Source organism: Pedobacter sp. UYP1, from assembly GCF_040547305.1.
GTDB lineage: Bacteria > Bacteroidota > Bacteroidia > Sphingobacteriales > Sphingobacteriaceae > Pedobacter.
This window is the reverse complement of sequence record NZ_JBEPPL010000005.1, coordinates 247,944-261,308: the sequence shown is the minus strand read 5'-3', so window position 1 is coordinate 261,308 and position 13,365 is coordinate 247,944. Positions and strand designations below refer to the sequence as shown.

15 protein-coding genes are annotated in these 13,365 nt (G+C 38.5%); 7 read left to right on the top strand and 8 right to left on the bottom strand.

What is annotated here, in order from left to right:
* Nucleotide 1: 1 nt before the first annotated feature.
* Both ABIB30_RS13200 and ABIB30_RS13195 read right to left on the bottom strand, forming a co-directional pair.
* On the bottom strand, nt 2-2,143 hold the full coding sequence (locus tag ABIB30_RS13200) for a S9 family peptidase (protein ID WP_354302723.1): 2,142 nt from the start codon (nt 2,141-2,143) through the stop codon (nt 2-4).
* A gap of 108 nt (nt 2,144-2,251) precedes the next feature.
* The gene (locus ABIB30_RS13195) at nt 2,252-2,515 is read right to left on the bottom strand and encodes a hypothetical protein (RefSeq protein ID WP_354302721.1); all 264 of its coding nucleotides are present in this window, start codon (nt 2,513-2,515) and stop codon (nt 2,252-2,254) included.
* Between the two features lie 211 nt (nt 2,516-2,726).
* Between ABIB30_RS13195 and ABIB30_RS13190 the strand changes: the two genes are divergently transcribed.
* On the top strand, nt 2,727-3,608 hold the full coding sequence (locus tag ABIB30_RS13190) for a hypothetical protein (protein ID WP_354302719.1): 882 nt from the start codon (nt 2,727-2,729) through the stop codon (nt 3,606-3,608).
* A 245-nt stretch (nt 3,609-3,853) separates the two neighbouring features.
* Nucleotides 3,854-4,333: a TlpA family protein disulfide reductase gene (locus ABIB30_RS13185; RefSeq protein ID WP_354302717.1), complete on the top strand. Its 480-nt coding sequence runs from the start codon at nt 3,854-3,856 to the stop codon at nt 4,331-4,333.
* 4 nt (nt 4,334-4,337) lie between these two features.
* Here ABIB30_RS13185 and ABIB30_RS13180 read toward each other — a convergent pair whose 3' ends face one another.
* Nucleotides 4,338-4,517 carry a hypothetical protein gene (locus ABIB30_RS13180; protein WP_068402612.1) on the bottom strand — a complete coding sequence of 60 codons (180 nt, stop codon included), beginning with the start codon at nt 4,515-4,517 and terminating at the stop codon, nt 4,338-4,340.
* A 14-nt stretch (nt 4,518-4,531) separates the two neighbouring features.
* Nucleotides 4,532-4,924: a (deoxy)nucleoside triphosphate pyrophosphohydrolase gene (locus ABIB30_RS13175; protein WP_354302715.1), complete on the bottom strand. Its 393-nt coding sequence runs from the start codon at nt 4,922-4,924 to the stop codon at nt 4,532-4,534.
* A 147-nt stretch (nt 4,925-5,071) separates the two neighbouring features.
* Here ABIB30_RS13175 and ABIB30_RS13170 point away from each other — a divergent pair, with 147 nt between their 5' ends.
* Both ABIB30_RS13170 and ABIB30_RS13165 read left to right on the top strand, forming a co-directional pair.
* Nucleotides 5,072-5,623 carry a hypothetical protein gene (locus ABIB30_RS13170; RefSeq protein ID WP_354302713.1) on the top strand — a complete coding sequence of 184 codons (552 nt, stop codon included), beginning with the start codon at nt 5,072-5,074 and terminating at the stop codon, nt 5,621-5,623.
* 113 nt (nt 5,624-5,736) lie between these two features.
* Nucleotides 5,737-6,516 carry an SDR family oxidoreductase gene (locus tag ABIB30_RS13165; protein WP_354302711.1) on the top strand — a complete coding sequence of 260 codons (780 nt, stop codon included), beginning with the start codon at nt 5,737-5,739 and terminating at the stop codon, nt 6,514-6,516.
* On the opposite strand, the gene ABIB30_RS13160 is transcribed toward ABIB30_RS13165, so the two are convergent.
* Nucleotides 6,509-7,162: a DUF6266 family protein gene (locus tag ABIB30_RS13160; RefSeq protein WP_354302709.1), complete on the bottom strand. Its 654-nt coding sequence runs from the start codon at nt 7,160-7,162 to the stop codon at nt 6,509-6,511. The two genes, ABIB30_RS13165 and ABIB30_RS13160, sit on opposite strands and share 8 nt — an antisense overlap.
* A gap of 682 nt (nt 7,163-7,844) precedes the next feature.
* Here ABIB30_RS13160 and ABIB30_RS13155 point away from each other — a divergent pair.
* The gene (locus ABIB30_RS13155) at nt 7,845-8,621 is read left to right on the top strand and encodes an SDR family NAD(P)-dependent oxidoreductase (protein ID WP_354302706.1); all 777 of its coding nucleotides are present in this window, start codon (nt 7,845-7,847) and stop codon (nt 8,619-8,621) included.
* A 279-nt stretch (nt 8,622-8,900) separates the two neighbouring features.
* On the top strand, nt 8,901-9,707 hold the full coding sequence (locus ABIB30_RS13150; protein ID WP_354302704.1) for a phytanoyl-CoA dioxygenase family protein: 807 nt from the start codon (nt 8,901-8,903) through the stop codon (nt 9,705-9,707).
* Between the two features lie 152 nt (nt 9,708-9,859).
* On the opposite strand, the gene ABIB30_RS13145 is transcribed toward ABIB30_RS13150, so the two are convergent.
* Complete coding sequence (locus ABIB30_RS13145) at nt 9,860-10,318, bottom strand: hypothetical protein (RefSeq protein ID WP_354302702.1); 459 nt, start codon at nt 10,316-10,318, stop codon at nt 9,860-9,862.
* A 584-nt stretch (nt 10,319-10,902) separates the two neighbouring features.
* Here ABIB30_RS13145 and ABIB30_RS13140 point away from each other — a divergent pair.
* Nucleotides 10,903-11,544: a YceH family protein gene (locus ABIB30_RS13140; RefSeq protein ID WP_354302700.1), complete on the top strand. Its 642-nt coding sequence runs from the start codon at nt 10,903-10,905 to the stop codon at nt 11,542-11,544.
* 20 nt (nt 11,545-11,564) lie between these two features.
* Here ABIB30_RS13140 and ABIB30_RS13135 read toward each other — a convergent pair whose 3' ends face one another.
* Complete coding sequence (locus tag ABIB30_RS13135) at nt 11,565-12,332, bottom strand: MBL fold metallo-hydrolase (RefSeq protein ID WP_354302698.1); 768 nt, start codon at nt 12,330-12,332, stop codon at nt 11,565-11,567.
* A 68-nt stretch (nt 12,333-12,400) separates the two neighbouring features.
* The gene (locus ABIB30_RS13130; RefSeq protein WP_354302696.1) at nt 12,401-13,240 is read right to left on the bottom strand and encodes a helix-turn-helix domain-containing protein; all 840 of its coding nucleotides are present in this window, start codon (nt 13,238-13,240) and stop codon (nt 12,401-12,403) included.
* Between the last annotated feature and the right edge of the window lie 125 nt (nt 13,241-13,365).

Sequence of the window (13,365 nt, the reverse complement as noted above, 5' to 3'; positions counted from 1 at the left end):
ATTATTTGTATCGTTCAAAAAATTCCATCGTCCTTAACATCTGGTCAGCACGCTGCCTGTTGTTTCCGGATCTGGTGAGCTCGTGAGTGCCACCTGGATGTCTTACATATTCAACTGGTCTGCCTAAAACTTTGAGCGCTTTATAAAGCATTTCAGATTGAACAACCCCAGTCCTTAAATCCGTTTCCCCATGAAAAATAATCAGTGGCGTATGGATCTGATCTACATAAGTAAATGGGGATTCAGCTCTGAGTAATTTTCCGGCTTCCTTTTCCCAGGGATAACCACCAAAATATTCCGGTACCAGCCTCCAGGCATTACCTTCTCCAAAAAATGTAGTCAGGTCATAGACACCGCGTTGTGCACAGGCCGCTTTAAACCGGTTGGTATGGGCGATGATCCAGGTTGTGAGGTAACCTGCATAAGATCCACCGGTAATGAATTGTTTAGTCGTGTCCGCCCAGCCCTCTTCAATAGTCAGATCAAGCGCTTTTATGACATCGCGCATTGGCCCTGCTCCCCAATCCTTAATATTAGCCCTTAAAAAAGCTTCACTATACCCACCCGATCCGCGCGGATTAGCATAGACAATCCCATACCCCAAACCAGTATAATATTGGAATTCATGCCACATACTGGATTCACCCGGTCCCCACATCGCTGAAGGCCCTCCATGAATTTCCAACATCACAGGATATTGATGACCAGCTTCTGCTCCGGCAGGCTTCATGACCCAGTATTCTACTTCCATTCCCAGATCATTGGTAAACATTTTTTTCACCGGATAACTCAGTTTCTTCCCCTTAAGCCATCCTGTATTGAGGCTGGTAATCTTCTTTGGTGTTTTATTCAGCAAATCTGCAGCAAAAACTTCCGAAGGATCTGATGTATTCATTTGCGAATAAACCAATTGTGTTTTATTAATATCAAATGATGTTATTCCGGTATCAAAAGCAGAAAGACGTTTTAAGGAATGATCAGCTAACTTATAACTATACAACACATTTCCTCCATTGGAACTGGCCGTAAAATAAAGCTGTGTATTTTCTTTGTTCCAGCTAAAACCATTAAAATTACGCTCCAAAGGTACCCGCAACTGTTGCTTTGACTTCAAGTTGTAAACAAAGGTTTTCCCTATATTTATTCCTCTTCCAGGAGTTCGTGTAAAACTTATCCAATTGCCATCTCCGGAGATGCTGGTTGCTTTAAACTGCTGACCAGCACCACTCAAAATTAATTCTGGTTTTCCTCCATTTATATTTAACCGGTAAATGGCAGACTCGGTACTTCTATCGGGATGTACTGAGGGATTGAGATCGGCATTGACCACAACTGATTTGCCGTCCGGGCACACAGCGATCAATTCATAACTGTAAAAACCACTGGTTAAAGGCACAGGAACTGCATCTGGACGAGCCAGTGATAAAGTAAATAGCTGGGTAAAATTCAACTCAGGATTAGTAACTGCTTCGTCCTGAAAATCTAACCTGTTAAAAACCTTTGCTTTCTTCTCCTTTTCATTCTGCTGCAAATAGGCCCTGATCTCCTTTAAACTACCATCAGCATTTCCTTTGGCAGAGTTTGTATAAATTTCAAGGGCAGTAACTTCAGGTTTTTCCAAATTCCATGATGGCGTTGCCTTTTGCGGATTCAGGACTGAATCTTTTTCCAATTCAGCCAGGTTTATCGAAGCAGAGAAAAATAAAGTCTGTCCATCTTTGCTCACCAACGGTTTTTCCACACCACATTGAAAATCTGTCAACTGTAAAGCTTCACCACCATTTAATGATAACCTGAAGACCTGCGACTTCCCTTTGACTGCTCTTGTAAAAAATAATTGCCGGCTATCTCCAGACCAGCAAACATAACTACTATTTTCTTTCTGGTTGGTGATTGCTCTTGGGGCAGCGCTAAAATCGGAAGCAGCCAAAAACCATTGCCGCTGATAATCATATTCTCCAGTTTTAGCTTCATTGGCAACTATAGACTGAACACTATAAATATACCACTTTCCATCGGGAGAAAATTTCACATTTGAAGCTGTCTTTATTTGATACAAATCGCTCAACAAAACTCTTTCTTTGTTTTGTGCGGAAGTATCCAGCATAAATAACCATAAAATAATGAAAATGAGAGGTTTCATAGGCTTAGGAATCAGGGAAGATTTAGAAACCTAAATTAAAGACAAAACCTCGAATTCTAGCTATAATTAAAATTAAAAGCCTTTAGCAAAGTAATCATAAAGTCAATTTTAGCCCAGTTGTATTTGCTTTGAAAATGTCTCATGATGGGCATTTAAAACCAAATCTCTAATTTCCTGAGGCAAGTCACTTTCTGGATAAAAAGATAGCTCGAAAGATTGATGATCCAATATAAAATGATCATAAATCCGCTCTGTCTGGCTTAATCTCTTTTGAATAGATTTAAGACCAAAGTATAAATGATAATCTTTCTCTATCTGATCTATAATACTATAGAATAATTTCTGTCTCTTTTGGAGGTCAACAGCTGTCATGTTTATATTTAGTATTTAAGCCAAGATACACTGAACCCATAAATTACACAATAGACAATAGTCCCATAAGTCTATTATGAATAAAAGGAACAAAAAGATAAGCCCTTTTGTTAGGGCTTTCATGCGTTAAAAAATGTTAATTTATTTAGAATATGTATCTGATCAGATAGCTTTGTTAAGCGGGGTTATTTATCCCCCCCGCTGCAAAAAAATGGATTTGAAAACCATACTGAGTTTAGTTCTCTTCAGCAGTATCAGCTGCCTTTCATCCACATCGCTTTATGCGCAAAAAACAGATCCGGATGCGGATATAAATTTATGGGTACAACAGCCCGTTAAAGTAGATGGAGTTTCGGACGAATGGCATGAGCCGCTCAACAACTACAACACAGATACCAAACTTGCATTTGCACTGGCTAATGACCAGCAAAATCTTTACATCATCATTGAATCACTTGATGAAGTGACTACCAGAAAACTAATGTCCGGGGGGCTTACCCTGGATATCAATACCGCCGGAAAAAAGAAAGATGGTATCAAACTCAATTTCTTAGGGATGAACCAACCTCCTGCTCCCCATGAGCAAAATGACACCTTATCACATCCTGACGCCGAAGCAAACGAATTTGAGCATGGTGGAGTACATACGATACAGGTCTCAGGCTTTAAAAATATTCCAGACGGAAGTTTAGCCATGCCAAATAAAGATGGCATAGCGGTCGCAGCGGCATTCAATAAACAGAGAGATTATATCTGTGAACTAGCAATTCCGTTAAATCAGCTTGGTTTAAAAGGAAATGAGACTAAAGCAGTAGCTTATAATATTAAAATAAATAGTGGTGTGGAACATCATCACAGAGAAACACCAGCGGGCGAAGGCTCAGGTGGTGGCGGTCATGGTATGTCTGGAGGCAAAGGCGGTGGCATGGGCGGCGGTATGCGTGGCGGTGGTGGTGGCGGAAGACATGGTGGAGGTATGGGAGGTAAAGGAGCCCGTAGTTCAGATGGCGGAAATGACCAGCGCACAGCTGCAGCAGATTTCTGGATCAAATATGAACTGGCCAAACCTGTTGCGTCTTACCGGACCAATTAAATTTCTCAAATTATTTTAATCTTACACAATAAATTGAAGATTTGGTCGTCTTATATACGAGAGCGTTAATTAGATAACGGGGACCGTCCGCCTGGATGGTCCCCGTTTCTTTTTCCATTAAAAATTAATTTTCTTATCATTTCCGACAATCCCAATTATTATTATATTTGATTACCTTGACAATACTAGTGAAGTCTGTATAAATACGCCCGGCATCACGACTATTGAAAAAAACATCTGATCTTATGAAACTATATCTATTCGGCTTTTTAATGGCCTTCCTTTCTTTTACTGCTTCAGCACAAATGCCTGCTACAGATATTCCAAATTTTCAGTTTTATAAAGGTGATGGAAAAGCCTTCACGAAGGCACAAATTGTTCCAGCTCACAAATCACTTTTTGTCTTCTTTGATGCTACTTGTGTTCACTGCCAGAAAACCATGATTGAACTGTCTAAGAAATACGAAGACTTAAAAAAATTGAATATCTATCTCGTTTCCCTTGACCAGCATATCACCATGAATGATTTCATGAGCAAATACGGAAAGAACCTGGTTGGAAAGAAAAATGTACTGTTGCTGGAAGACCGCGATCATGTATTTATCCCGTTGTTCCAGCCTACAAAGTATCCGTCTTTATTTTTATACTCTCCTAAGCATGCACTGACCTTCAAAACAAGTGGTGACACAGAATTACCCAAGCTCTTTGCTGCGATCGCAAAATAAAAACTTACTGCCTGTTTTCTATAACCGGTACAGTTTTGTGCAATGCAGCAGTACGTTGAGGCGTTCTGCTGCATTGACCTAAAGCAACATAAATAAGGACGAAAATAAGGATGGTAGACAGACAGCCTCCGCCAAGTTTTTTAGCGCCCCAGCCTGCGATGATTGTTTTGAAAAATGAGTTCATAATATAGATTTTCTTTACAACATCATTTCATCTATAAAGTTTTGCACGACTGGAATATCTGCTGCTGCCCAGTCCAATTTCTTTAATTCTGCAGGAAACAGCCATTGAAAAGCTGCATGCTCGGTAAGTTTGATCTCCCCGCTAATCACTTTACATTGAAAAGGTAGCAGACGTATGACCTGTTTTCCCTGATCATAAACTGAAGGCAACATCTTTTTCAGGATTTCAATTTCCACACCAAGCTCCTCCCTGATTTCCCGGATCAGACCATCTTCAGCAGTTTCGCCCGGCTCAACTTTCCCTCCGGGAAATTCCCACTTAAGCGGCAAATGCATACTCAAACTTCTTTGAGCAACTAAAACTTGTCCGTTCTGGCTAATAATCAGGGCACAGGATACATCTATCATCACGCTAAAATATTAAAAAAATCAGCCACGGGCGATAAGTATACCTTCTTCATCGGCAAATATCCATCATTCATAGATAAAGAGCCTGATATACTGAATGATGGCATCTGGTTTGGAATACCCTTAGCAAATAACTCAACCACACAAATGAAAAGAATTGTTTTAGCTGTCATTATCGGAGTAGCTTCGTTTAGCAGCATCAAAGCCAGTGCACAAATAAGCCTGAATATAAATATAGGATCCCAGCCTGCCTGGGGACCAACAGGATACGACCATGTGGATAACTACTACCTGCCAGATGTAGATTCATATTATAATGTATCCTCACAAAATTATACTTACCTGGTCAATGGAAAATGGGTATCGAGAAGAACTTTACCAACCAGATACAGCAACTATAATTTATACAATGGTTATAAGGTTGTGATGAACACACCGAATCCATATTTAAATCATGCTCAAAACCTTAAACAATATGGTAAATACAAAAATTACCATGGTAAACAAGGAAATATCAGAGATAGCAAAGACAAAAGGTACATTGCAGCAAGAAATAACAGACCGGGTCAAAATATAAATTCCCGTGCCAATGAGAGATCGCAAATGAAAGGCAGAGCTGGCCATGAGCAAGGAAACGGAAGGGATGACCACAGAGGAAATAACAATAACCAGCCACAAAGAGGTGGTAGAGAAAGATAACACGCACACACAATTAAAATTGCCGGCCTTACACAAGGGCCGGCTTTTTTTTGATATTTTTACCTGTAAGCTTAATGATACTACAGGCATATCCCAATTAAAATCTAATGACGATGAACATATCCCTTTCAAATAAAACCGCAGTAATTTGCGGAAGTACACAAGGAATTGGATTGGCTACAGCCACCATTCTTGCCCGTTTAGGTGCAAACTGTATTCTGATCGCAAGAAGTGAGGAATCATTGATCAATACTTTAAAGCAGTTACCATTAACTGAGGGACAACAACATGCCTATGCCGTTGCAGATTTCTCCGACCCGGCAACGGTCAGTACTGCAATCCAAAAAATCGTTGCACTTGATCAGGTAGAAATTCTGATCAATAACACCGGAGGGCCAAAACCAGGCCCGATAACAACAGCATTAGCCAATGAGTTTGAACAGGCTTTCAGTCAGCACCTGGTTTGTAATCAGCTATTAGTTCAGGCTGTTTTGCCTGGAATGAAAGCAGCAGGTTATGGACGGATCATCAACATTGTTTCCACTTCGGTAAAAACACCTCTTCCGAATCTTGGCGTATCCAATACGATCAGGGCTGCCGTAGCTGGTTGGGCAAAAACATTATCAAATGAAGTGGGAGAATATAATATTACAGTGAACAATGTATTGCCGGGTTTAACGCAGACCACGCGGTATACAAAACTGCTGGATAGTCTTTCTGATGCCACTAATAAGGACGACGTAGAAAAACAGCTAACCAATTCCATTCCTATGAAAAGAATTGGCCAACCGGAAGAAATCGGAAATGTAATTGCTTTCCTTGCTTCACCAGCTGCTTCCTATGTTACAGGAGTTAGTATTCCAGTAGACGGGGGAAGAACTCCAGCTATTTAGCCACTTTATCCCAGGAAACCTCTCCAAGATAAACACTGTCAGAAATACTTTTATAATCATCTGAGACAAAGGACAGATACAAATGTGCATTGCGCATTCTAGCACTCCTGTTCAGGTTGAACTTATAAGTACCCGCTGATCTTCTGACCGAGGTGGTAAAAATACGGGTCTTCCCATTTTCCCCCGGAAAATAGGCCAATAGCAATACCTGGTCATCCTGATGTGTTTGCCCATTAATGACCTGAGTATCCCAGCTCACTTTAAGCCTGTCGGTCAGGAGACTGGCTTTTGCCTTCTCTACAATGGGCATCTTTCCTTTGGTGACCAGTATTTTTGCATAATCAATTGCGACGTCCGGGAATGTACCTGTAACGTGTTTTCGGTTATATTTAAGCGCGTGATTGAATGCATTAGCAGTCGTGCCTTTAGCTTCTAATTCAAAACCGACTTTGAGAAACCCCTTGATTTCCTGTAAAAAAACATTCATCTTTTTAAGCGCCATCCTTGAATTCAGCTGATTATTTGTGGGTTTTTTATAGGATTTACCTATAGTTCTGGCAACTATCTGTCCTGCAAGAGGATAAATAACCATATTTCCTATTCTTCCAGTGAATGTTCCTAAATAACTGTTTGTAACAATAGCCATAACTTTTTTATTAAGGTGAAAAATGCTGTGAATATTAATCAAAGGGGTTTTACCATATATTTTAACAATTAATAAACTATTAAATAAATACAGAACAAAAACAAGATACACATTAAAAATCAATTAATACATATTTATTTATGTTAACTGATTAGAAAAACAAAGAATCAAGCTCTTAACCTGTTGAGAACTGTTTCAGTTGTAGTTAAACGGTACTCTGCTTAGCCTTTCTAACGACCTTACAATGTCGTTGCAATAAGGTTGGAATGACTGTGGTCATTGCAAGGTCATTCCAACGTCATTCCAACCTCATTCCAATGTCATTTCAAGGCACTATTCAACCCAATTTCAACACCTGTTCTGTACGTCAAGGCCACTTTTTTTAGAAGTCCACCCCTGTCTCAGGAATCCGGCTTCAATTTCATCAAACTCAAATAGGTTATCCACACAACCATAATATTGAATATCAAATACTTAACACGTTTATCAACAATTATTGTGAACAACTACTATTCTGACACACATACAGATAATTTCAGCTGCAAAAACTATATTCAAACGCTATCTTTTGACACTTACCCACAGTAAAAATGGCATAACTAACAGTTTATCAACAGTTAATGTGGATAAACTGTTAACTCCAAAAAAAATACTATTTTACACCCGATTACAGACCTCATTTATGAATAAATACGCTTTAATAACTGGTGCCAGTAAAGGAATAGGAAAGGCTATGGCAAATTCACTGGCCCGTTCCGGCTACCATTTATTACTGATTGCACGCAATGAAACTGAGCTTCAACTGCTTTCGCAAAGCATCGAACAAGCATATCAGGTTAAAGCACATTATTTATCTGCCGATCTTTCGCTCAGCACAGCTGCCAACCAGGTAAAAGAATGGTGTACCGGTATTACACCAGATTTATCCATTCTGATCAATAATGCAGGATACGGACTATGGGGTAATTTTGAGCTCTTAAGCCTTCCCGAACAACTCAACATGCTCAGATTGAATATAGATGCAGTAATTGAATTGACCTGGCATCTGTTACCCATTTTAAGAAAACAAAAACAGTCTTACATTTTAAATGTATCCAGTACAGCAGCTTATCAGGCTGTACCCACGCTGGCGCTATATGCTGCCAGTAAATCATTTATACTTTCTTATAGCCGTGCCTTACGGTATGAACTAAAAGATAGCCCGGTTAGTGTGAGTTGTTTATGCCCCGGCCCTACAGCTACTGGATTTTCGAGCCGTGCGGGGATGGATTCCTTAGCAGAATTAGCCGAAAAATTCAACATGACTTCAGAAAATGTGGCCAATACCGGCTTAAATGGTATGTTTAAAAAGAAAGCAGAAATTGTCCCGGGCTTCTTAAATAAGGTCTCAGTTTTTGGAACCTGGATACTTCCTAAGTCACTGATTGAAAGCATTACAGCAGGATTATACAAACAATAAAAAAAGAATCAATATTTATTTTCAAATATTTTTATAAACAAAATATTTTCCTACATTTGTAATGTATACTAAATTAGTATACATTACAATATATGAACTACAGCAACCCTATTTCCAGCGCGCACTTCATGCGAATGCCCTTCTCTGAAAGGGCAGGTTGTTGCTATTGTTGTTGTTAATTCTCTGAAAAAATTTCTTTGATTAATATCCTTTAGAACCTGCTAACCTAAGCAGCAGGATTTGCTATATCCAATCTTCAAACCTTAAACCTCAACGACCATGAACCCTACTTATACCAGATTCACTTTAGGCGAAACTATTACTGATGAACAAAACTATTTTTTCAACAAAAATGGCTTCATCCATTTTAAAAACTTCATTCAGCCAGAAACTGTAAATGATATTATACAGGCTTCTTTAAAAGTCCAGCAGGATTGGATAAAACAGGAAAAAACCAAGATAAACGGCATACCTATTAAATATGGCAAGGATCTGGATGGTTCCGCAATTGTGCAGCGTTTTGCTTTTCTGAATCAGCAGCATCCTTTATTTGCCGGACTAACCCATGATCCACGATTTGAAACTTTGTTAAGCCTGACCGGTCCGGGTGCCAGATTAGGTACGGAAGAAAAAGACGGGATGGTTTTAAATCATTATGTCAATGGCCCGGAAAGTAAGTTTACACAAATGGGATGGCATACTGATGGTTTACGTGATATCTTCCACGGACAAAAACTAAATCCGATGTTAAACGTGGGTATCCACCTGAGCAGCCTGAAACCAGAAAATGGTGGATTGAGAGTCCTGCCAGGAACACATAAACAGAGTCTTTATCATATGTTGTTCCGTAAGAAATATTTTCTGGACAATAAAGCTGATTTAAAAGAAGTAGCAATTGTACCGGAAGCCGGAGATCTGACTATACATGACGGCCGGTTATGGCACCGGGTTGCTCAATCTGCGGTTACTGGTGAACAAAGCCGCAGAAGGGTTATCTATTTACCGATTATTGCTGGTAAATATGAACCTAAACACGAAAATAGCCCTACTGCATTTTATCAGCGCTTTGCTAAGCTCGTTAAATAGCCTGGCTATGCTGATCGCATTAATTATAGGATACCTGATACGTTCAGGAAAACTGTCCGCCTTGCAGAGAATGAAATTAAATCCTTTTATACAAAAAAGAGCCGGATAAAATCCGGCTCCCGATATGGTATTAAAACGTATTGTAATATTATCTATTGAACAACTACACCTTCTTTATTAATTTTGATAAAGGCTTTTTCAGTACCTTTTGTCACATCAATCTGGTAGAATTGTGATTTATCTGCTGCTGTTACCAAAAATGCTGTTGTTGGCGTCCAGTCTTTATAAGCATCTGCTTTTAAAGTAGTAGTTACCGGTGCTGGAAGCTCTTCTAATTTCACAGGTACTTTTTGTGAACTATCTTGTTTTACACTCATTGTACTATCTGTTCTCATCGTAGTTGCACTATCCGCTTTCATTGTGTATGCACTGTCCATTTTCATGGTAGATGCACTGTCCATTTTCATGATAGACGCGCTATCCATTTTCATGGTAGATGCACTGTCCATTTTCATAGTGACTACTAACGGAGATTTAGTTTCTGACGCTTTTACTGTTGATATACCTGTAATTGCTAATAATGCTGCGGCTGTTAAAATGATATTTTTCATAATTTTAAGATTTGTGTTAAAGCATTCGAAATTTTCAATTCTGATAATAAATCTATACTTCGCTACTGTTGTGTATAATTCAGTTATTTAATCTGAGTGGTATAGTTTCATAATAATGCCAAAAACTGGCACACAAACCAAAACACTGAAAATCAGCAAACTAACATTTAATCTTATAAAAAACACTGTGGAATAATGCTACAATATGATGAGACAGGTAACAAAGAAAAATGCTGACATCCATCAGCATTTTTTTTATTAACTACCTATTTATAAGCCGAAGCTTATTTCTTTGCGCAGTTATTGAACTGCATATTTTTAAAATTCATCTATTATAGCTTAATAGAATTCAAATGAAAAACATGAGTAATAATTCAAACATTTGAGAGCGAATTATAACTATAGAGCGTTTTAAACCTGATTGAAAATAAAGATATAACTTTTTTATAAAAATGATAAACAATCGAAGTATTTTTTGATATAAAAATGATTTAGCATATAAATTGGAGACATCTGTCCTTCGGTAAGGATATATTTTAATAATTTCTGCACCAAATATTAGCAGCATCTTCTATATTTATTACATGGAAAATAATCAGCCTTTAATTTTATTAAACGCAGCCGAACAGCGCGTTTTAGGTGTCTTAATCGAAAAAAGCAGAACTACACCAGACTATTATCCGATGACTATTTCTGCGTTGATCACTGCCTGTAATCAGAAAACATCAAGAAATCCTATTGTAAACTATGATGAAGAAACGGTTACCCTTACCTTAAATACTTTAAAAATTAAAGGTCTGACCAGTACAGCTATGGGTGGTAGCAGCAGGAGCACAAAATATAAACACAATCTTGCTATTGCATATCCCCTGATCCCGGCCGAGCTTGCAGTAATTTGTTTATTGCTTTTACGCGGGTCATTAACTCCTGGTGAAATCAATACAAATGCAGCAAGATTATATGAGTTTGAAACCATCGAAGAAGTTCAGGAAATCCTGCATAAATTAGCAAAGGAAGAACCAGTTTATGTTAAACACCTGCCTAAAAAACCAGGGCAAAAAGAAGCGAGGTATAAACATTTATTTGGAGGTGATGTGGAGGAAGAAGAAAGTCCTGAGCCTGAGATAAGTCAGCAGTCTTCTCCCGATCTGGAAAACAGAGTCATTAAACTTGAGCAGGAACTGGAAGAAGTAAAGGAAATGCTAAACCTGTTAATGAGTCAATAATTTAGATTTTCGGCAGATAATCAATCTGTTATAATTGCTAACTCTGATGGATCGTGATAGCCGAAAATTTCTATTTCCTCTCCATGCTTTTGGATAAGAATCCTTAGATTTTTTAAGGATTCGATGCGCAGTTCATTATCCATCGCCATCAATGCAGCAAGTTCATTAACCGGATGATCTGTTATGAAAAGTTCATCTCTTAAATAATAAGCATCGCCAACATAAAATAGCCATTTATCTTTTTGTTGAATCGCAATACCACAATGACCTAAAGTATGTCCTGGGAGAAATACCAGATAAACTGCTGATTCAAAATTCAGATTTACCCGTTTAGCGGCTAAACCGAACCAGCTTTCTTCAAAATTGGGATACACTTTGAATATCGGTCTATGTGCTAATTGTTGAGGACAGTAACGCGGATCGCCTTCCAGAAAAATCTGCAGTTCGATTGCAGATAAATGCACTGTTGCCTGGGGAAAATCAGCAAGTCCGCCAATATGGTCCGGATCAAGATGACTTAGGATACAGTGTTTAACATCTTCTACTGAGAATCCTAATTTATTAAGCTTTGAAACAGCTGTATCCATGCAGTCAAAATTGAAACCTGCCTGATTAATTATTGCCTCACCAATTCTTTCTAAAGGGTATAAAATATCCTGAATACCTATCCCGGTGTCTATCAAAGCCAAACCATTAACATCTTCCAATAGTAAGCAATGGCAAAGAACTTTAAGGCTGTCCGGATCTCTTTGTAAAGAGCCGCAATTGATATGATGTATGTTTACCATGATTTGAATTTTTATTCAAAGCTCAGTAATTAAGAAAAGCTACCATAGTATAAAACCGGCATGTAAGTTTAGACTGCTAAAATTCGCTGGGGTATATTTTGACGAATATGACCAGATAATATTTGCTGATTTTGTTGGTTAAGCTTCAAATACGAATTCGGTGTAATTCCTGAATACTGTTTGAACTCCCGGATAAAATGAGACTGATCCGCAAACCCTGAACAGTAAGCCACAGCAGAAAGGCTTTGGGTCAGATTGAAATTAAGTGCTGTAAGGGATCTTTGAAATCTGAGAACTTTGAAATATTGATAAGGACTAATGCCTGCTGTCTGCTTAAAACGACGTTCAAACTGCCGCTCACTTAACCCGAAACTCTTGCTTAAATCCCGGATTAACGTATTGGGGTTATTGTTGATTTGCCTGATAGAATCTTTTATCAACTGATCTTCTCTGGCAGCGCAGTTAACTTTTTGAATAAGATAGCCCGATAAGATTTTAATTGCAGTATCAGCATTGGGAGCATCAAACAGCTTTTCATTTAGGGTAAAAGCAGTCAGATCATCAAGAGCTAGCATGTTATTGCTGCATTCAACACTGTCAATCTTAAAGATCCGGTGGAATGCCCATGGATATAAACTTACACCGATGGCAGAAAACCCGGTAGAGCTGTAATTGGTGAAAGCATGAGTTGAAAGACCATATATAAATGAAGAAGGTAGTTTTTGCCCGTCAGGCAATTCAAGTACCTGCTGGCCATTGTGATGGTGAAAGAGTAAGCCAGGTAAACCATCAGGAAAAATCCGAAAGCATTTCCTGCTATTATTCAGCGCATTAGCATCCATATACCAGAAATATTTAACATAGTTTCTGAGACATTCCGGAGGATGAAAATTCTGAATAGCAAGCATGGAATAGTTGAAATTGTTAAAGCTAAAAAATGATTAGAATTTATCACAGCACAAATTCAGTTTATCATTTTTTTCCCGATAGCAGCAGCTTACTTAGCACACACTTAATGCAACTATGTTTCATT

Excerpts from the sequence above, each read along its gene's own strand:
- ABIB30_RS13200 (WP_354302723.1), bottom strand. The coding sequence starts at position 2,143 with ATGAAACCTCTCATTTTCATTATTTTATGGTTATTTATGCTGGATACT.
- ABIB30_RS13195 (WP_354302721.1), bottom strand. The coding sequence starts at position 2,515 with ATGACAGCTGTTGACCTCCAAAAGAGACAGAAATTATTCTATAGTATT.
- ABIB30_RS13190 (WP_354302719.1), top strand. The coding sequence starts at position 2,727 with ATGGATTTGAAAACCATACTGAGTTTAGTTCTCTTCAGCAGTATCAGC.
- ABIB30_RS13185 (WP_354302717.1), top strand. The coding sequence starts at position 3,854 with ATGAAACTATATCTATTCGGCTTTTTAATGGCCTTCCTTTCTTTTACT.
- ABIB30_RS13180 (WP_068402612.1), bottom strand. The coding sequence starts at position 4,517 with ATGAACTCATTTTTCAAAACAATCATCGCAGGCTGGGGCGCTAAAAAA.
- ABIB30_RS13175 (WP_354302715.1), bottom strand. The coding sequence starts at position 4,924 with ATGATAGATGTATCCTGTGCCCTGATTATTAGCCAGAACGGACAAGTT.
- ABIB30_RS13170 (WP_354302713.1), top strand. The coding sequence starts at position 5,072 with ATGAAAAGAATTGTTTTAGCTGTCATTATCGGAGTAGCTTCGTTTAGC.
- ABIB30_RS13165 (WP_354302711.1), top strand. The coding sequence starts at position 5,737 with ATGAACATATCCCTTTCAAATAAAACCGCAGTAATTTGCGGAAGTACA.
- ABIB30_RS13160 (WP_354302709.1), bottom strand. The coding sequence starts at position 7,162 with ATGGCTATTGTTACAAACAGTTATTTAGGAACATTCACTGGAAGAATA.
- ABIB30_RS13155 (WP_354302706.1), top strand. The coding sequence starts at position 7,845 with ATGAATAAATACGCTTTAATAACTGGTGCCAGTAAAGGAATAGGAAAG.
- ABIB30_RS13150 (WP_354302704.1), top strand. The coding sequence starts at position 8,901 with ATGAACCCTACTTATACCAGATTCACTTTAGGCGAAACTATTACTGAT.
- ABIB30_RS13145 (WP_354302702.1), bottom strand. The coding sequence starts at position 10,318 with ATGAAAAATATCATTTTAACAGCCGCAGCATTATTAGCAATTACAGGT.
- ABIB30_RS13140 (WP_354302700.1), top strand. The coding sequence starts at position 10,903 with ATGGAAAATAATCAGCCTTTAATTTTATTAAACGCAGCCGAACAGCGC.
- ABIB30_RS13135 (WP_354302698.1), bottom strand. The coding sequence starts at position 12,332 with ATGGTAAACATACATCATATCAATTGCGGCTCTTTACAAAGAGATCCG.
- ABIB30_RS13130 (WP_354302696.1), bottom strand. The coding sequence starts at position 13,240 with ATGCTTGCTATTCAGAATTTTCATCCTCCGGAATGTCTCAGAAACTAT.